Origin of the sequence: Comamonas testosteroni ATCC 11996 (assembly GCF_000241525.1) — a bacterium.
Classification (GTDB): Bacteria; Pseudomonadota; Gammaproteobacteria; order Burkholderiales; family Burkholderiaceae_C; genus Comamonas; species Comamonas testosteroni.
Genome location: NZ_AHIL01000025.1, coordinates 161,933 through 181,091 on the forward strand (window position 1 = coordinate 161,933; position 19,159 = coordinate 181,091).

A 19,159-nucleotide genomic window follows, 5' to 3' on the forward strand; every position below is an offset into this window, starting at 1 on the left:
AGATCCTCAACAGGTTTTTACTTCACAGCGTCGGGTGGCATCTGCGGCTCGGTTCTTGCCGCGGGCCAGACCAGACCCAATACAAACACGCGTCCCATATAAGGCAGCAGGCCACCCTCGTTCAATGAAGGTGTGACCCGTTGGCGGTAAATGCGCTCGTGCAGTCCGCTCAGGTCAGACCAGTGGGCATGCGGGCATTCATGGTGCGCGGTGTGCAGGCCAATATTAAAAAGCAGGGGGTTGACCAGGCCTTCAAAGTTGCGCGCGTAGTTCAGCTCGATACCTGGAGTATTGCGCTGCGCTCTGGTCAGCGGCCTTCCATCGGCGTGGGCATGCTGCAGATAGTTGGTGGCCAGTAGCCAGTGCAGGCCGTGCAACTGGGGAACGATGATGAAGATCAACGCCTTTTGCCAGTCCAGCCAGAGAAAGAAGCCCCAGCTGCCCAGCCACAGCGCGTATTGCCCCATGCAGTAGCGAAAGGCGCCAGGCCAGTGACGGCGCAGATTGTTCAGCCAGCGAAAGAACAGCGGATACAGCACGAAGGCCGCCTGCACCGGATGAATCAGATAGCCCCACAGATGATTGGTATCGCCGCCCCATTCAGGGCGGTAGGTGCGTGCCAGATCGCGTGGTCCGTGGCGAAATCGGTGGTGATTGGCCACATGGGCGGGCCAGAACACAAAGGTGGGGTGGCCTTGAAGCAGGGTGAGCCAGTAATCGGTGAAGCGGTTGGTCCAGCGCCCCCACCACATGCGCACATGGGTGTGGTTGTGGTGAATCACGCCTACGCCCAATGTCAGAAACAGCTCGATGCTGTAGAGAATGAAGCTGAAGCCATGGCTCCATTGCCACCACACGAGCAGCGGCAGCAGGAGCATGTAGAAGACGGATTGCCAGTCCCGCCAGTGGCGCAGGACTGGATACCGGCGCTGGCCAGGGTGCCTGCTCATTCAGTGACCGGAGCTTTTGGGGGTGTTGTCTGCAACCCGCGTGCGCATGAGCTGGTCCATGAAGGCCAGCGCAAAGCCATAGTTGCCTGCCGGGCGCGCATGGTGCAGATGGTGACGGCGGCTGGCGGCCAGTGGATGGGTGTCGGAGACTGAGGGGAAAAAGTCGTAGTTGGAGTGGCCGATCAGATTCAGGATCAGGCTCAATACCGGCACAGAGGCGAGCGACCAGAAATAGAAGTCGTGCACCAGCATGGGCAGCAAGATGATGTTGCCCAGCATCAGAGCTTCGATGGGGTGGAAGCTGTAGGTGGACCATGGTGTGGTCACCACGGAGCGATGATGGTCGCCGTGATAGCGAACCAGGCGGCGCGTGTGCAGCAGGCGGTGGTTGATCCAGAAGTGCACATCGTTCCAGATCAGCAGCGCAAAGATCTCCACAGCGATGCGTCCGGCGCTGGCTGTGGGCGAGAGCTGGGCCCAGCCCAGCTGCAGAAAGCCCCAGGGAACGACCATCCCGATGCCGAAGATCAGTATGGAGTGAAAGGACTGGCGCCATTCACGTTGCAACTGATCGGGCTTGAGCGGACGTATATCCAGCGGCCTGCCAATACCTGCACGGGCAAGAGATGTCGTCAGAGCACCCATGAGCAGGCCGCCCAGCAGATAAATACCCCCGAAAAAAACCAGACCCAATGCCATGACTTGCCAGGCATTGAGCTGCGTGAACCAGGTACCAGCGTCCATGAAGGCTCCAAAAGCGGTGGCGCTGCCCTAGATACAACAATGCGCCCGACGGCATAGCGTAAACCCATGCCTGTCGGGCGCATGATAAAGGACGCCGCAGTAGCTCTCGTTGATACCCGGAGTGGCTTCAGCGTGTGGGATGGAGGAAAACTGGCGCACGTCATCTGTGTGACAGCGAGCAAGCGCCGCCGCGCAGCGAGGCTGTCGTCCCCCCTCGGGGGAAGCCGCAAAGCGGCTCAGGGGGCGTGTTTACTGCGCCGTGATGCCCTGCTCGCGAATGATGGTGCCCAGAGCTTTCACATCCTGCTGGATGCGGTTGCTCAGGCCTTCGGGCGAGCTGCCCACGGCTTGCCAGCCTTGCATGGACAGCTTCTGGCGCATCTCGGGCGTACGCACGATCTCGCTGACGGCGGCCGCCAGCTTGTCCACATGGGCCTTGGGCATGGATCTGGGCGCAGCCACGGCGTTCCAGATTTCCAGATCAAAGTTGTTGACGCCGAGCTCTTTGAGGCTGGGAAGACCGGGAGCCAGCGGGCTGCGTGCTGCAGAGGTCACGCCGATGCCGTGCAGCTTGCCGGCCTGAATCTGTGCCATGGCCAGTGCCGGAGGGAGCATGGACAGCTTCAAATCGCCGCCCTGAATGCCGTTGAACACTTGGGGGTAGCCGGTATAGGGCACGTGCACGGCCTTGATGGCCGAGCGGCTCTTGAGCAGTTCCATGCCCAGATGGCCCACGGTGCCGACACCGGGCGAGCCATAACTCCATTTGTCGCCAGCCTTGGCAGCCGCTTCCATAAAGGCCTTGCCTTGTGGGGCCGACGCAGGGGCCACAAGTACCAGCGGAGCCACGCCGATCAGGCTCACGGGCTGTAGGTCCTTGATGGGGTCATAGCGCACGGCTGGGTTGAGCATCTTGGCAATGGTCATATTGCCGTTGATCATCACGCTGAAGGTGTAGCCATCTGCCTTGGCCACATATTCTCCGGCGATATTGCCGCCAGCACCCACGCGGTTTTCCACGATGATGGTCTGACCCAGCTTCTTCTCCAATGGCTCGGCCAACGCGCGGGCCGTCAGATCAGGCGAGGAGCCTGCGGGGAAGCCCACGATCAGGTGCAGGGGCTTGTCGGGCCAGTTGTCGGCTGCCAGGACGGCTGGAGCCATTGCCGTCGCCCCCATGGCGACTCCTGCAGCAACCAGGCTGCGGCGGGACAGGTTCTTCAAGATGCGCGAAGTGCGAATAGGCATGGCAGGTCTCTTTTGAATTCTTGATAGGCGATCGGTGCACATGAGAACATGCATCAATGCCGAAAAATAAAAAACCCGGAAATTATCCGGGTTTGAGGTTCAGCATTTCAGCCTTTTAAAGGCTTGGAGCGCAAGTTGGCGTTTACGCAAACTCGGCCAGCGCTTTTTTCATCTTTTTCATGGCGGCTACCTCAATTTGGCGAATGCGCTCGGCACTCACACCGTATTCGGCAGCCAGCTCATGCAGCGTCATGCCGCCAGATCCGTCGTCATTGACCTTGAGCCAGCGCTCTTCAACGATGCGTCGGCTGCGGTCATCAAGGCCTTCCAGAGCCATGACCAAGCCATCGGTTGCCAGATGATCACGCTGGCGCGATTCGAGCATGGCTGTAGGCTCGTGACTGGCATCAGCCAGGTAGGCGATAGGGCCGAAGGCCTGTTCTCCATCATCGCTGGGAGATGGATCCAGCAGCACATCGCCACCGGCCAGACGGGTTTCCATCTCGATGACTTCCTCGCGCTTGACGTTGAGCTTTGCAGCGACCGCGTCAATTTCGTTCAAGGTCAGGGTCTCGCGCAGGGCCAGCTCTTCGTCCGCCATGGCTGCATCGGACTTCAGGTCATGCTTCATCGAGCGCAGATTGAAGAACAGCTTGCGCTGGGCCTTGGTCGTGGCGACCTTGACCATGCGCCAGTTCTTCAGAATGTACTCGTGGATTTCCGCCTTGATCCAGTGCATGGCGTAGCTGACCAGACGCACGCCCTGATCGGGGTCGAAGCGTTTGACAGCCTTCATCAGGCCCACATTGCCTTCCTGAATCAGGTCGCCGTGAGGCAGGCCATAACCCAGGTACTGGCGCGAGATGGAGACAACCAGACGCAGGTGGGACATCACCAGACGCCCGGCGGCGTCCAGATCATTGTGTTCTTTGAGTTTGCGAGCGTAGTCCTGCTCTTCCTCAAGGGTGAGCATTGGCATACGATTGACCGCCGAGATATAGGCATCCAGGTTGCCCAGCGGAGGTACCAGCGCCCAGGGGTTCGCGGGCGCCAAGGCAGTAGCAATGGAGCCGGAGGCAGTTTTCATTGCAGGTTTCCTTTCTTCCATGATCTTCATATTAGCACTCCGTTAGAGGGAGTGCTAAAGACAAAGTTCCCACAGTTTTTGTTGGTTTTTGGCGGCGCAGGTGGCTCGTATCGATCAGCGGGAAATTTTTTACATGCCCTTCGACCTCTGCCTTTTCCGGCATCCGGAGCAGTGCTCTAGCTGGAATGAGAGGCCAGGTTGTGCAGGCTCGCTCTGATTAATGTCTCTAATTTCCTGGCCGCCGAGCTTCGAGGTGCGTGGCGGCGCATCACCATGCCCAAAGGACGTTGAATTCCAGGGGCCGACAAGGGAATCTGCGCAAGGCGGTCGGCCTGTAGCAGCGATATGGCTGTTTCGGGCAGTGCGCTGATGCCCAGACCAGCGCTGACCAAGGCTCCGATGGTCGCAATATGGTCAACTTCAAAGACAGGAGCGAAGTAAAGCCCTTTGGAGAGCAGATCCGCATCAATGTACTGGCGCACGCTGGCAGAGCTGGGCATGGAGACATGCGGATAGTCCAAGGTGTTCTCGATTGCGATGGGACCTGTCTGCTTTGATAGAGGATGGTCATCGGGACAGATGAGAAAGAACTGGTCCTCCATCAATTGCTCATAGGCGAGGTCTTCCTGTTTGGGATCGGCAGCAGTGAGCGCAAAGTCGACCTTGCCATCACGAACGAGATCAAACGCCGGGCCCGACAAGGTATCAAGCAAGGCAAGGCGCACCCCGGGGTGGATCCGCGTGAATTCGGCAAAGACCTTTGGCAGCAGCGAGGCGGCCAGAGAGGGAAGTGCAGCAACCGTCACCGAACCAGTTCTGAGCTGTACGGTGTCCGTCACGGCGCGCAAGGCACGCTGTGTGTCGCGCAAGATCTCCTGGGCATGGGCGATAAAGACATGGCCCGCATCGGTCAGCTCGACGGCGCGAGTGGTGCGCTCAAACAGTCTTGCTCCGATCTGGGCTTCTACACGCGCAATCAGAGCCGACAGCGCGGACTGGGAGAGGTGAACCTGGAGGGCGGCTTGGCCAAAGCTCTTGGTCTGGCTCAGGGCTACTACCGCTCTCAGGTCTTTGGTTGATAGGTTGGCTTGCACCACCGCAGTATAGGTAGCGGAGCTGCAGCGTCCTGGAGCTCCGTTACCTTCGCTTATTCAGCCTTGATGTCGCTGTCTTTGATCAGCCGGGCCCACTTGGCGTACTCGGCGTTGATGATCTTGGCTGACTCGTCCGGCGTGCTGTAGGTGGCAATAGTGCCCTGGGCGAGCATGGAGTCCTTGACATCCTGCTTGGACAGAATCACTTTCAGCGCTGAATTGATCTTCTGAATGACTGCAACTGGCGTTCCGGCAGGAGCCGAGAGTGCGAACATGGAGCTGACCTGCATGTCTGGAAATCCAGCTTCCACGACAGTAGCGATGTCTGGAATCGAGGCAACGCGTTCTTTGGTCGTTGTGGCCAGGGCCCGGAGCTTGCCTGCCTTGATCTGACTCTGTGCGGCAGGAACGGTATCAATCATTGCATTGACCTGACCGCCGAGCAGATCGGAAAGAGCGGGGCCGCTGCCTTTATAGGGCACATGCACGACTTCAACCTGTGTCTGACGCTTGAACATCTCGATCGAGAGATGCTGAGGCGAGCCATTGCCTGCGGATGCAAACGTGACGCTGCCGGGGCTGGTCTTGGCAAGGGCCACCAGTTCCCTGACGGACTTCGCCTGAACACTGGGATTGACCACAAATACCAGCGGAACGGTGCCTACGACCGAGATGTGAGAGAAGCTCTTATGGATGTCAAAAGGAGTCGCCGCAGGCGTCAGCGCTGCATTGATGGTGTGGCTTGTGAATGCCCCCATCAGCAAGGTGTAGCCATCGGCGGGTGATTTAGCGACTTGACCTGCGCCAAGGCTGCCGCCAGCTCCGGCGCGATTGTCGACGACGAACTGCTGCCCAAGCGCGTCTGAAAGCTGCCTGGCAAGAACGCGGCCGATGACATCCGTCGCTCCGCCTGGAGCATAGGGAACCACAAGCCTCACGGGTTTGTTGGGGTAATCAGTCTGCGCACTGGCTGCTCCAGATACGCCAGATGCAACGAGGGCTGTTGCAACCAAGCTAAGGAGCTTGCGGCGGCGCATGGCCGGATTGGCGAGTTGTGTGGGTTTCATGAAGTCTCCTTTAGGGTTTTCAGGTATGCGCTTTCTTGTTCGAGCGCTCGATTTTTCTTCTAATCAATAATATTATTAATAATCAGTGCATCAACAATGGTTAACCCTCCCATGACGAACAAGCCAGACCAGCAAGCCACGATCCATCCGGAAGCCGCTTCGAGCGGAATTTCCAAAGGACTCACCAACTACGGTGATCGCGGCTTCTCTCTTTTTTTGCGCAAGGCCTTCATCAAAGGAGCGGGCTATACCGACAAGGCGCTGGACAGACCCGTGATCGGTATCACGAACACAGGCAGCTCCTACAACCCTTGTCACGGAAACATGCCGCAATTGATCGAGGCGGTGCAGCGCGGCATCCTGATGGCAGGTGGACTGCCCATGGACTTCCCGACCATCTCCTTGCACGAGAGCTTTTCCCAGCCGACCAGCATGTATCTGCGCAACCTCATGTCCATGGACACGGAGGAGATGCTGCGAGCGCAGCCCATGGATGCGGTCGTGCTGATCGGGGGGTGTGACAAGACAGTGCCGGCTCAGCTGATGGGCGCGGCTTCGGTCGGACTGCCGGCGGTTCAACTGGTGACCGGCTCCATGCTCACTGGATCGCATCGAAGCGAAAGAGTGGGGGCCTGCACCGATTGCCGACGCTACTGGGGGAAATTTCGTGCCGAAGAAATTGATGCGGAGGAAATTTCCGACGTCAACAATCAGCTCGTCGCCAGTGTTGGCACCTGCTCGGTGGCGGGCACTGCCAGCACGATGGCCTGCATTGCAGAGGCTCTGGGAATTGGCCTTCCAGGCAGCGCGACCCCTCCAGCGGTCACTGCCGATCGCATCCGGATTGCGGAGCGATCCGGTGAGGTGGCCGTGCATATGGCGCGTGCAGGATTGAGCATTGACAAGATTCTCACGCCAGCTGCCTTCGAAAACGCCATGCGCGTGCTGCTGGCCATGGGGGGCTCGACCAATGCCATCGTGCATATGGCCGCGATCGCGGGTCGTCTGGGCTACGAGCTGGATCTCAAGGCCTTGGATGTCATGAGCCGCAATACTCCGGTGTTGCTCGACCTCAAGCCGTCCGGCGACCACTACATGGAGGACTTCCATGCAGCCGGCGGCATGCATACCCTGCTTCGAGAGCTCAAGCCTCTGCTGCACCTCGATGCTCTGACCGTGACGGGGCGCACCCTGGGCGAGGAACTGGAGGCGGCCGGCCCCGGCTTCAAGCAGCATGTGGTCAAGACTTTGGATGCCCCTTTGTATCCACAGGGCGGCATTGCCGTGCTGCACGGCAATCTTGCCCCGGCAGGCGCCATCATCAAGCAGTCCGCAGCGAACCCCGAATTGATGGAGCATGAGGGCCGTGCCGTTGTCTTCGAGAATGCGGAGGACCTGGCCGCTCGTATCGACTCGCCCGAGCTGGATGTCCGGGCCGAGGATGTGCTGGTGCTCAAGAATATCGGCCCCAAAGCAGCGGCGATGCCGGAAGCGGGTTACCTGCCCATTCCCAAGAAACTCGCTGCTCAAGGCGTGAAAGACATGGTGCGTGTCTCCGATGGCCGTATGAGCGGCACCGCTTTCGGCACCATCGTCTTGCATGTGACGCCGGAGGCGGCGATTGGCGGCCCCTTGGCCTGGGTGCAAACCGGAGACAGAATTCGCCTGTCGGTGCGCGAGCGCTGTATTGAGTGGCTGGTCAGCGATGAAGAGCTGGCTATGCGTCAGAATGCCAAGCCTGTTCAAGTTCCTGTAGCAGAGCGTGGTTACGCGCATCTGTTCAAGAAAACTGTTTTGCAGGCTGATCGTGGCGCAGACTTTGATTTCCTGACTGCGACGCAGCGCAAGGGTTCGATTCCAAGGAGTTAAGTTCATATGCCGACGGGCGCTTTTGCCAAGGACCGCCGTCCATCCGGGGACGGCGCATCCGTGATTGCCGCGACATTGGAGGAAGACATTGTTCTGGGCCTCTTGGCTCCCAGAGTGCGTCTTGTCGAAGATGAGCTGATGGAAAGGTTCGCAGCCAAACGACATGTGGTGCGAGACGCTTTGGCTCAGCTCGAAAGTGCTGGCCTGCTTGAGCGCAGGCGCAATATTGGCTCCATGGTGAAGGCTTTCAGCAGGGAGGAAGTCATTCATCTCTACGAAATGAGAGAGCTGCTCGAGCTGGAGGCGATGCGCAGAATTGCGCTGCCTCTGGAGCGTGATGCCCTGGAGCAACTCAGGCGCATTCAGGCCGGGCATGACGCAGCTATCCAGCAGCAGGACCCGCGCGGCATTTTTCGGACCAACCAGGAGTTTCATCGGCTTTTGTTTGCTCAATGCGGTAATGTTTTTCTGTCGCAATCCATCGAAGACTTCGCGCGCCAAACGCATGCAATTCGATTTGGAACGCTGATGAACAGAGAGCGTCAGCTGCAATCCCAGAAGGAGCATCACGAGCTGCTGGCGGTGCTGGCGCAGGGGGAGGGGTCGAGGGAGCGTCTGATCCGCCTGACGGCAGATCATCTTGTGCCTCCAAGAGATCACTACTTGAAGGCACAAGAGGCGCTGCTGCCTTGAAGTGCTGATCAGTTCAGGAACATGCCTCGAATATCGTGAGCCGTGGCCAGAGGGCGGCCCAGTGCTGCGGCCCCTTGGCAAACCTGGGCGACCAAGGCTGCATTGCTTGCTGCCGGCTCGCCGCTCTTCAGGAACAGGTTGTTCTCGAAGCCGACGCGCGCATGGCCGCCAAGACTTGCTGCAGCCATCGCGCATGCATTTTCCTGAGGGCCGAAGGCGCACATCGCCCATGGATGGGCATCGTCATGGGCATTCAGGAACGGCAGCAGATCGATGGGCGAAGAGGTCTGGCCCGCCGAGTAGCGGCCCAGTACGAAAAGCAGAAACCATTTGTTTTCGGGGATGACGCCGCTTGCAAGCAGGCGCTGCCAGGCCTGCACGTCCGCCACGTCATACAGGATGATCTGGGTCATCACATTGCTCTGCTTGAGCCATGTGAAGAAGGATTGGATATCCGCTTCGGGAACTTCAGGCCTGAGTATTTCGCGCAAGCCGACAGAGATCGCTTCCGGCGCCGTTTCCCGTGCGACCCGCATCTGCTCGTATGGCTGATAGACCTGAGCCGCTTCAGTGGTGACTTGAACCACCAGTTCCTGGCCCACCGCCTTGCGCACTGCAGCAGTGGCTTCAATGTAGGCGTGGGCATCGAGCAAATGCTTGCCGTCAGGCTTGCGTACATGCATATGAATCATGGACGCCCCGGAGTCCAGACATTCCCTAGCGGTCTTTGCCAGATCGGCCGCAGTCAATGGAACCTCGGGGTGTTGCTCCCTGGTCTTGTAGGCTCCGTTGGGAGCAACGGTGATGATCAGAGGTGTATTCATCATGCGTTCCTCTTACTGCACGGCAGCGTCGCCCACGGAAGGCAATTCGCTCTTGAGAAGTTCGAGACCTGCCAGCAGCGTCTTCTGGTAGCGCTGTTTCTCCTGCGCGATGCTCTCTGGAGTCCACTTGAAAAAACCTTCACCGGACTTCATGCCGAACTTGCCTTCAGCCACTCTTTGCGAAAGACATGGGCTTGGCTCCTTGTTGTCCGCCAGCGATGGATACATCGTCGCACCGGCGGCGCAGTGGACTTCCAGACCTGCATGGTCGCGTTGAAGCACGGGGCCCGCTGCAAGAAAGCGAAAGCCGAAGCCAAAGCGCACGGCTGAATCCACGTCTTCGGCCGATGCAATGCCCGCTTCAATCAGTGCAAAAGCCTCGCGAGCCAGTGCGTGCTGAAGACGGTTTGCCAGAAAGCCTGGCAAGTCCTTCTTGACCAGCACGGGCACCATGCCGCACTGGCGCATGAAAGCATGAAGGTTCTCTGCACATTCCATGCGCGATGCCTCGCCGCACACCACTTCAACAAGAGGCGTCAGGTGCGCAGGCATGAAAAAGTGCAGGCCCAGCATGCGTTCCTGTGTTTGCAGGCCTTGTGCAATTGCGGTGATGGGAAAGCTCGAGCTGTTGCTGGCCAGCAATGCATCCTTGCGGGCACGCTGCTCGAGTTGCTTGAAAAGCGCTTGCTTGATGTCCAAACGCTCAGGGATGCATTCGATCACCAGGTCCACCGAGCTCCAGTCCAGGTCGTCCAAGGACGATACGACGGACAACTGGGCAAGCCGCTGAGCGGCATCCAGTTGGGTCAAGCCGTGATGGACCAGTTCAGGGACTTTGGCAGCCCGGTCGGCATCGGGCTCGACAACAGTCGTTTTGCACGCTCCGCGGCACAGGACGACCGCGACATCGGCTCCCATCGTCCCGCCGCCAATGACAACAGCATGTGAACGCGAGGGACGGAAAAAGTGCCCAGGCGCACTGAAAGTCTTTTGCTCCAACGGATGTCTCCAAGTTCTATGAGTCTTGGAGGGAGTCTGGAGGGTTTCGATAAATTTGTTAAACAAATTTATTGGGATAAATATCCTGATTTTTAAATATATTGCGATGTGCCCTTTCTATCCGTGAGGATCCGTCGACACGATTCAGCAAATCGCAGGCGGTGCAAAAGTACGGCAGTCTTTGATCGACTTGGAGCGTGCTATGAATGTGCCACGGCAACGCATTGGGCCGCTATGCCGCTCACTGGCACCAGCTTGGACGCTACCTGGAGTGCTGCACTGACATTCACCAAGATTAGGAGCAAGGTGCATGGTAGAGAGATGCACCAGAGCTGGAGAGGCAAGCAGTGGTACTTCCGCATGGGTGCTGATCCTGGCCTGGTGCACACAGTACGTGGCACGGCCGCCAATGTCGGCGAGCTTGTCGAGGCCAGCAGCTTGCTATGCAGGAAGGAAATCGATGCCCATGGCAATGCAGGCTGCCAAGTTGCAGATCAGCGGGCAGATTCTTGCCCATGGGCATGGAGCGCCATCAAAGTCAGCGGGCTGGCCTGCGACCCGAAAAGATCACAAAGCTGCCCAGTGCCAGCAGCCACACGGCGATGGCGGCATAGAGCATTACGCCGCCAAAGCTGTGTACCAGTGCCTCGCGGGCAATGTCAGTCAGTGCCTGCGGCGAAGTGATGGCGCCAGCGTCTGCCTGCAGGGTGTGCAGGGCTTGCAGGTTGCCAGAGACAATGCCGTTGGCCATCTCGCGCAGCGCAGCAGCATCTACGGGTTCATGCAATGCGGTTTGCAGGTGCTGCTGCACGCCGCGCACCAGCAGGAAACCCATCAGCGCGATATTGATCGACAGCGTAATCATGCGGGCACTCATGTCGATGCCGGACGCCATGCCGGCGCGTGCGCTGGAGACCGCTGCAGTGGTGGTATTGGTCACCGGGGTGTTGGTGATACCCAGCCCTGCGCCGGCGATCAGGCAGCCCGGCAGCACGTAAAGCCAGTGGCTGTGGGCAAGCTGGCTGCCAGCGAGCATCAGCATGAATCCAAGGCCGATGGCGAATAACCCCAGCGGAATGGCGATACGCGGCCCATAGCGCATGGCGATGCGTTCTCCAACCACCGGGAACACCAGCGTGGGAAGGGTGTAGGCTAGCAGCGAGACGCCGGCGGCCGTGACATCCTGACCTAGCGCACTTTGAAAATAGATGGGCAAGTAGATGATGAACGCCCAGAAGCTGAAGTTCATGCCCATGGAGCCCATCAGCGCACCGGAGAAATTGCGTACCCGAAAGACGGAGAAGTCGAACATGGGATGCTGGGCACGCAGTTCCACCCACACAAAGGTTGCAAAACTCAGCAGACCCACAGCCATGGCGGCCAGCGCAGACATGCTGCCAAAACCGGTATCGGAGCCCTGGGTCACAAAGAAGGCCAGGCCGAATACTGCGAGGGACAGCGTGACGATGCCCGCAAGATCCAGCGCGCCGGCCTTGGGGTCATGCGATTCCTGCACGGCGATGGTGGCAAGAAAGAAAGTCAGCGTGGCAATCAGCACGTGTACCCAGAACACCCAGCGCCAGTCCGATAGGGCGACGATCAAGCCGCCAATCAGGGGGCCGAAGCCCAGGCCTATGCCGAGCATGACTCCCCAGGTGCTGAAGGCGCGGCTGCGCTCGGCGCCTTGCGGAAATTGATGCGAGAGGACGGCTACCAGGCAGATCAGCATGGCGCCGCCGCTGGCCCCTTGGAACACGCGACTGGCAATCAGCATCGGTGTGTTCCATGCCAGGCCGCACAGCAGCGATGAAAACGCAAAGAGGGCGATGGAGATCAAAAAGACCCGCTTGCGGCCAAACCGGTCTGCCAGTGTCCCGGTGGCCATGAGCACCGAGACGCAGGCGATGGTGTAGGCATTCATGATCCACTGAATGTCTTTGAAGTCACTGTGCAGAACGGACTCCAGCGTGGGCAAGATGACAGGCACGCTGGAGATTTCAAGGCTGAACATCAGTGCGGCCAGACAGACCGATAGCAGCGCAATGCGATTGCGCCGGGTCGGTGCCGGCTCCAGGCTGCTGGTGTTCAAGAGATCAACATCATTCGAGGACATGGTTGCGCACTCCAGAAAAGGGAAACGGCGTTCTGGCGCAGAACGTTCAACGCGAGTCTATGGGAATAAAATTCTTAAATTTACGCGTTGATTTCCCATCATTGGGGAGCTAAAGGATCCAATCGACATGACTGTGCAAGACCCTCTGGAAGGAGTCTCCACCTTTGTGCAGGTGGTGGAAGCGGGCGGCTTCACTGCTGCTGCCAAGCGGCTTGGCGTGACGCGCTCTGCTGTGGGAAAGGCCGTTGCCAGGCTGGAGGCACGTCTGGGCTCGCGGCTACTGCAGCGCAATACGCGTACCCAGACCTTGACTGCGGAAGGGCAGATCTACTACGAGCGCTGCACTCGTGCACTCAAGGAGCTGGATGCAGCCGAGGCGGATCTGGACAGTGGCCGCATGGAGCCCATCGGCCGCCTGCGGGTCAGCGTGCCAGAAGGCTTTGGGCAGCTGTGCGTGGCGCCAATACTGCTGAATCTGACGCGTCTGTATCCGCAGCTGAGCATCGATCTGTCGTTTGGCGACCGTACAGTGGATCTGATCGAGGAAGGATTTGACCTGGCCATACGCATAGGCCCGCTGCAAGACAGCGGCACCCTGTCTGCGCGTCTGCTGGGCACACAGCACATCAGCATCGGAGCTTCCCCGGCCTATCTGGCACGCCACGGCACGCCCGGCAAACTGGAGGAGCTCGATGGTCATGCGGTCATCAGTTACTCGCACTCGGGTGTCGTCGCCCCGTGGAATGTTTCGCCAGTTGCTGGGCGAGGCGCCAGCTCGGACTACCGCCTGCAGGTGCGCTCCCAGATCAGCATGGACGATATACAGGCCATTGCCGCTGCTGCTGTGGCGGGCTATGGCATTGCCTGGGTCCCCTGCTGGCTGCTGAGCAGCTATGCCAAGCGTGGCGAGCTGGTACACATCCTGCCTGCTTATCGAGCCCGCTCTTATGAGATCCATGCACTCTGGCCACAGGCACGGCAATTACGTTGCAAGTTGCGGGTGGCCATTGACGCGCTGGTGGCCGAGATTCCGGCGTTGCTGAATCCTGAGGATGATGCGGTGGCAAAAAACGACAATTCAATCCGTTCTCGGTAAGGGCTGCGCTTTTCCACTAGGGAATCTCTGAATAAATCCTCAACGCATGTACTTGCACATGCGTGCCGGGTGCGTCGGCATTTCGGCCCATGCAGCAAACTGATCTCGGCCTGAACCTCTCCACCAAGAAGACACGCAAACGCGAATTCCTTGAACAGATGCAGCAGGTTGTGCCCTGGAGGGATATGGTGGCACTGATTGCACCATACGCTCCAGAAGGGCGCAAAGGCCGACCACCGTTTCCCGTTGAGATGTTGCTGCGCATCCACTTCATGCAGCAGTGGTTTATTACCCTCAGCGATCCTGCCATGGAGGAAGCGCTGCATGACATGCCACTGTTCCGGGACTTTGCAGGCTTGTCATGGGACAGCGCTACACCCGATGAGAGCACCATCCTGCGCTTTCGCCATTTGCTGGAAACGCACAAGCTGGCGGAGCAGATTCTGCAAACCGTCACAGACCTGCTGGAGGGCAAAAAGCTGCTGCTTCGTACCGGAACCATCAAGGATGCCACACTAATTGCAGTGCCCAGTTCCCCCAAGAACAGCTCCAGGTCTCGTGATCCAGAGATGCACCAGACCAAGAAAGGTAACCAGTGGCACTTTGGTATGAAGGCCCACATTGGCGTGGATGCAGACTCAGGGTTGGTGCACACAATACGAGGCACTGCAGCCAACATCAACGATGTAGTTGAAGCCAACAGCTTGCTACACGGACAAGAAACCAATGGATATGGCGACGCTGGCTACCAAGGTGCTGATAAGCGTCCCGACATGCCTGCGGCCACACCTGAGCGCAAACTGCGTTGGCATATTGCGATGAAGCGCAGCAAGCGCAAGGCCCTGGATCTGATGGAGCCGATCTCCGCCTTGCAGGAGCAAATTGAGCAGGTCAAATCCAAGATACGGGCCAAGGTCGAGCACCCATTCCGGGTCATCAAACGGCAGTTTGGTCATGTCAAAGTTCGCTACCGAGGCTTGAGCAAGAACACTCAGCAGTTGCATACCTTGCTTGCCTTGGCAAACTTATGGATGGCCCGTGGCCCGTGGCCGGTTGCTTGTGAACATCCAATCCAAGCCAGTGATAACAGCCTAAAAAGGCAATATGCCCGCGAAGCGCGGGCATATTGGGGGGAGGAGAGTCGCCAAAAATAGCAGTACACGCTTATGCGGTGACTATCACGCTCGGAACTGCTTTGTGCAGAGGTTCCCTAAGTCCGGAATCGTTGTCGAAACCACCCACGCTGCAGTGGGCCCGGGCGAGGTTTTGCTCCTAGGGACCGACGATATCCACTCCACCGAAGTAGTTGGCCAAGCTGCTACGTATCACCTCCACCTCTATGGGAGGCCATTGAGTGCTCTTTCAAGTTTTCAAGCCCGTTGCTTCAGCCGAGCATCAACCAAGACACGCCCCGAGCAACACCAAGAAACCTCTTGGTACAAAGTTCATTTGGCCTGCAGGAAACGGTTGATTTCCTCCAGCGTTTCAAGCAACACCTGCGCCGCGTCACGCAGATCTTTGGTAAGGCCTTTGACACCAAGGTCCTCCAGTTCCATGCATTGCTCCAGCAACCCCTGGTGATTGAGCAGGTACGCCGTCCCCTTGAGCTTGTGCACGATGCGCTTCACAGCGACCAGATCATGCGCATCCAGCGCATGGCGCAGGGCATCGCTTTCGGACTGATTGCTGGCAATGACCCGCTTGGCCATCGATGCCTGAATATCGTTGGTCAATAACGAAGCTTCAACGGCCTGCGACTGCCCCGCGTCCAGCTTGGGAATCAGGCGGTTCAGTGCAGCCAGATTGGTGGGTTTGGCCAGCGCATGGTTCATGCCTGCGTAGAGACAGCGCTGAAACACTTCGCGTTGCGCATCTGCCGTCAGACCGATGATCAGACAGGGCTTGATGGACTGGCCCTGCTCCAAGCGACGAATGGCACGGGTCATCTCAAGGCCGTCCATCTCCGGCATATTGCAGTCGGTAATCACGATATCAATGTCATGCTTGCTCCAGACGGCCAACCCTTCCAGGCCATTGCAGGCGGTCAGCGTGCGATGACCCAGATAACCGATCTGCTGAATCAGCAAATACTGGCTTGGCAAATGGTCCTCAACAATCAGTACCGTCAGCACCGTTGCCGTATTTTCCGAAGATTCAATGCTGCTTTGCGCCACAGCATCCACCATCACCCGCGCCAGAGTGACCGAAAAATCAATACGCGTTCCGCTGCCCACCGTGCTCTTCACATTCAGCTTGCTGCCCATCAGCAGGCATAGTGCCTGGCTGATCGTCAGCCCCAGGCCTGCACCAGCATTGGGGTCGCTGACCACGCCATCCACCCCGCGATAAGGTTTGAAGATTTGATCCAGCTGCGCCGCAGGAATGCCCACCCCGGTATCGATGACGCTGATGTCAAAGCGCAACCCCGAGTCACCGGCCACCTCCACCGAGCAACGCAGCTCCACCCCGCCGCGGTGCGTAAATTTGATGGCATTGCCAAGCAGGTTGGAGACGATCTGCTTGAGCTTGACGGCATCTGCCCACACCAGCTGTGCCGCGCGCGCATCGATTGACAGGCTCAGGCGCAACTGCTTTTGGCGCGCAAGCCCCGAGAACACCTTGCCCACAGACTCCAGCAGATCTTTCACCTTGACCGGCTCCAGCTCCAGGCTCAGCTTGCCCGCTTCAATGCGCGAGATATCCAGAATGTCGCCAATCAGCGCCAGCAGGCTGATCGCCGCCTCATAGGCAATATGGGCAAGCTGATGGTTCTGCTCCGCGTCGCCCTTGCGTGCCAGCACCAGCTCCAGCATGCCAATGATGGCGTTGAGCGGCGTGCGAATCTCATGGCTCATCGTGGCCAAGAACACCGACTTGGCGCTGCTGGCCTTGTCGGCCGATTCCTTGGCAACCCGCAACTCATCGAGCAACAGCTGCCGCTGCTGCAGATCCTCGCGCTTGCTGCGAATGCGCCTGCGCTGGGCAACAATCAGCCCCCCCGCCACCAGCAGCAGCACAGTAAGCACCTCGAACACGCGCCAGACGTACGACACGACGCCCTCCCAGTACTTGTCGTCGGTGGCTGAATTGGCACGCCAGCGGCCAATAATCTGCAGATACTCCCGGGGCTTAATCTCCAGCATTGCCTTATCAAGAATGCCAATTAATTGTGTTTGCCCCTGCGGCGCGCCGAACACAATACCTACGCCCAGACCGCTGACAACGTCTCCTGCCTTCAAACTACTTTCGTACTTGTAGGGAAGGTAATAACGCACCATGTTGGCGGGCGCAAGCGCCATATCAACGCGGCCATCACGCACCAGCTTGAAGGCCTTCCCCATGGTCTGCGTTTCATGAAAGCGCAATTTGGGATACCGGCTCTTGAACTGCTCGGGGTCTACATAGCCCTTGGCGACAGCGACGGTTGTTGTGCTCTTCTCATCCAGCGCGACCTGCGCTGACTCCTTGCGCTGCACGAACAGATAGTGGGTCGTCGTCAGCGGCTCTGTACGCAGATACGGCAGTGAGGCTGAAGCGGTATCGGGCAGGATGCTCAGAATGCCTTGTCCATGATCGAGCAAATCGTGCGCTTCGGTCAGCGAGCTGACGCGGCGAATCTTCAAGCGCATGCCGGTTTTGCGCCGGATGATGTCCAGCACATCTGACGCAATACCATTGAGACGGCCACGGCTGTTGAAAAAAGCGAAAGGTGCCAGATCCTCGCTCACCACCAGCTCCACCGTTTCATTGCGCTCCAGCCAGTCAAGCTCCTGCGGACTGAGGCGGCTGCGCAAATCACTGACGCTGCAGTCTTCTGTACCGCCCCACAGATGTTGCGCAGTCACTATCTGGCAGCGCGTCAGCCCGCCCAGCGCCCGCCCAAGCACCCCTGCAAGCAGCGTGCTGTCTGGCAACAGACCAAACCCGGCTTGCACCTCAGGCAGCTTGGCGCTCTGGTTAATCACAAACTGATTGCTGAACAGCTGGCTGGACAGGTACTCGCTAGACAGCGTGTCCCCCAGAAACACATCGTTCTCACCGTTCAATACCGAAGCCATCGCCAGCAAGGGCGACGAATATTGCTGAAAACGACCGCGCCCGCCAATGCTCTCAAACAGCTCCTGCATCATGCCGTTGGCTACTGCAATGCGGGTCTTGCCGTCCGTCGTGCTGTACTCATGCAAGTCCCCGCCCTCAGAAAATAACGCCAGCTGCGCCAGTGTGTAGGGGGCACTCAGCACCCAGCCATTGCTTTTCGCCATCAACGCATTGACATTGCTGACCATGTCAATGCGGCCATCGCGCAGTGCTGCATACATATCGCTACGGGCATCAAAGGCACGCACTTGCAAAGGCACGCCCAGCTCGCGCTGCAGCGCCGATACATAGTCGGCCACAAGCCCTTCAAGGCGCTGACCCTCAACGAAGATACGAAACGGAGGCAGCGGATCGTTGAGCACACCAACCACCAGCAACTGCTTTTGTGCAAGCCACTGCCGCTCTGGCTGGGTCAGCGTGACCCTGACCTCGCTGAGTGCCTGACGGGGAACTGGCGTCAGCACAAGGTCGCCCGCAAAACTAATCCGGCTGCAGATCAGCAAACAAAAGGCGATGTGCAACAGGCACTGCACGGACGAACTTTCAGCTCAGCTCATACCAGATGGTGCCGGCGCGCAATTTCGCCCAGCTCAATCACAGAATCAACACTGAGCTTGGTCTGAATATTGACCTTGTGCCCGCTCACTGTCTTGTTACTCAAACTCAGCCGGGCCGCAATTTCTGCATTAGAGAAACCTTCCGCTAGCAGTTTCAAGATCTGCAGCTCTCGGTCGGTCAGATCGTCCAGCCCGCCCTCCGCCTTCACCTTGGCCTTGCCCAGCAAAGGCATGGCGCTCTTGGGAAAGAAAACATAGCCGTCGGCAACCGTCTTGACCGCCTTGGTGAGCGTCTCAATGGGTTCGCTCTTGCTGACAAAACCGCTTGCACCCGCCTGCAGGCAGCGAGTGGCATAGCTGTCTTTAGACTGCGAGGTAAACACCAGCACCCGCACATCCAGTTTCTCCCGGGTAATACGCTTGAGCACGGTCAGCCCATCGAGCTTCTCCAGGCCAATATCCAGAATGACGATATCGGGCGTTAACGACTCAATCATGCGCAAGGCATCAATGCCGTCGGCAGTCTCGCCAAGGGCTTCAAAGCCAATGGGCAGCAGAGCCTGGCGAATGGCTTCGCAAATCAATGGATGATCATCAACGATCAGGACTTTCTTACGCACGGGACCACCGCAACCTTAAGAGGCACCACTTTTTCTCAAGCGGCAGGGACAATGAGGTATTAGCGACCAACTCCCCCAGCGATGGGGCAGCATCGAGTGA

Annotated in this window: 14 protein-coding genes and 2 pseudogenes; 4 read left to right on the forward strand and 12 right to left on the reverse strand. The window is 58.5% G+C overall.

Annotated features, from left to right (window positions below):
• Positions 1-17: 17 nt before the first annotated feature.
• The 7 genes and pseudogenes from CTATCC11996_RS09485 to CTATCC11996_RS09510 all read right to left on the reverse strand — a co-directional run bounded on the left by CTATCC11996_RS09485 (position 18) and on the right by CTATCC11996_RS09510 (position 6,190).
• On the reverse strand, positions 18-950 hold the full coding sequence (locus tag CTATCC11996_RS09485) for a fatty acid desaturase (RefSeq protein WP_003075515.1): 933 nt from the start codon (positions 948-950) through the stop codon (positions 18-20).
• Entirely contained in the window at positions 951-1,694 is a 744-nt protein-coding gene (locus CTATCC11996_RS09490; RefSeq protein WP_003075517.1) for a sterol desaturase family protein, read from the reverse strand.
• 249 nt (positions 1,695-1,943) lie between these two features.
• Positions 1,944-2,942, reverse strand: coding sequence for a Bug family tripartite tricarboxylate transporter substrate binding protein (locus CTATCC11996_RS09495; RefSeq protein ID WP_003075518.1), 999 nt, complete (start codon positions 2,940-2,942; stop codon positions 1,944-1,946).
• Between the two features lie 142 nt (positions 2,943-3,084).
• Positions 3,085-4,029: an RNA polymerase sigma factor RpoH gene (rpoH, locus tag CTATCC11996_RS09500; RefSeq protein ID WP_003075520.1), complete on the reverse strand. Its 945-nt coding sequence runs from the start codon at positions 4,027-4,029 to the stop codon at positions 3,085-3,087.
• Positions 4,030-4,205: 176 nt separating this feature from the next.
• Positions 4,206-4,868, reverse strand: a complete 663-nt coding sequence (locus CTATCC11996_RS09505) for a LysR substrate-binding domain-containing protein (protein ID WP_236597920.1) — start codon at positions 4,866-4,868, stop codon at positions 4,206-4,208.
• A 117-nt stretch (positions 4,869-4,985) separates the two neighbouring features.
• Positions 4,986-5,126 (reverse strand): annotated as a pseudogene (locus tag CTATCC11996_RS26230) (helix-turn-helix domain-containing protein); the annotation flags it as partial.
• 50 nt (positions 5,127-5,176) lie between these two features.
• A complete protein-coding gene (locus CTATCC11996_RS09510; protein WP_034348564.1) occupies positions 5,177-6,190 on the reverse strand; it encodes a Bug family tripartite tricarboxylate transporter substrate binding protein in 1,014 nt (337 codons plus the stop codon).
• 111 nt (positions 6,191-6,301) lie between these two features.
• Between CTATCC11996_RS09510 and CTATCC11996_RS09515 the strand changes: the two genes are divergently transcribed.
• Positions 6,302-8,059: an IlvD/Edd family dehydratase gene (locus CTATCC11996_RS09515; RefSeq protein ID WP_003075524.1), complete on the forward strand. Its 1,758-nt coding sequence runs from the start codon at positions 6,302-6,304 to the stop codon at positions 8,057-8,059.
• Between the two features lie 6 nt (positions 8,060-8,065).
• Positions 8,066-8,752, forward strand: a complete 687-nt coding sequence (locus tag CTATCC11996_RS09520; RefSeq protein ID WP_003075526.1) for a GntR family transcriptional regulator — start codon at positions 8,066-8,068, stop codon at positions 8,750-8,752.
• Positions 8,753-8,760: 8 nt separating this feature from the next.
• Here the strand turns inward: CTATCC11996_RS09520 and CTATCC11996_RS09525 are convergent, their stop codons facing one another.
• The 3 genes from CTATCC11996_RS09525 to CTATCC11996_RS09535 form a co-directional block, all read right to left on the reverse strand.
• On the reverse strand, positions 8,761-9,576 hold the full coding sequence (locus tag CTATCC11996_RS09525; protein WP_080569851.1) for a beta-keto acid cleavage family enzyme: 816 nt from the start codon (positions 9,574-9,576) through the stop codon (positions 8,761-8,763).
• A gap of 12 nt (positions 9,577-9,588) precedes the next feature.
• A complete protein-coding gene (locus tag CTATCC11996_RS09530; RefSeq protein WP_233506381.1) occupies positions 9,589-10,494 on the reverse strand; it encodes a 3-hydroxyacyl-CoA dehydrogenase family protein in 906 nt (301 codons plus the stop codon).
• 619 nt (positions 10,495-11,113) lie between these two features.
• Positions 11,114-12,688 (reverse strand): MFS transporter, encoded by a 1,575-nt coding sequence (locus CTATCC11996_RS09535; RefSeq protein ID WP_003075532.1) that lies wholly within the window; start codon positions 12,686-12,688, stop codon positions 11,114-11,116.
• 127 nt (positions 12,689-12,815) lie between these two features.
• On the opposite strand from CTATCC11996_RS09535, the gene CTATCC11996_RS09540 reads away from it, so the two are divergent.
• Positions 12,816-13,784 carry a LysR family transcriptional regulator gene (locus CTATCC11996_RS09540; protein WP_003075533.1) on the forward strand — a complete coding sequence of 323 codons (969 nt, stop codon included), beginning with the start codon at positions 12,816-12,818 and terminating at the stop codon, positions 13,782-13,784.
• Between the two features lie 89 nt (positions 13,785-13,873).
• Positions 13,874-14,824: pseudogene (locus tag CTATCC11996_RS09545) on the forward strand (IS5 family transposase); the annotation flags it as partial.
• A gap of 405 nt (positions 14,825-15,229) precedes the next feature.
• Here the strand turns inward: CTATCC11996_RS09545 and CTATCC11996_RS09550 are convergent.
• Both CTATCC11996_RS09550 and CTATCC11996_RS09555 read right to left on the reverse strand, forming a co-directional pair.
• Complete coding sequence (locus tag CTATCC11996_RS09550; RefSeq protein ID WP_201409235.1) at positions 15,230-18,346, reverse strand: ATP-binding protein; 3,117 nt, start codon at positions 18,344-18,346, stop codon at positions 15,230-15,232.
• Between the two features lie 89 nt (positions 18,347-18,435).
• Positions 18,436-19,059 carry a response regulator gene (locus CTATCC11996_RS09555; protein ID WP_034348569.1) on the reverse strand — a complete coding sequence of 208 codons (624 nt, stop codon included), beginning with the start codon at positions 19,057-19,059 and terminating at the stop codon, positions 18,436-18,438.
• Positions 19,060-19,159: the final 100 nt, after the last annotated feature.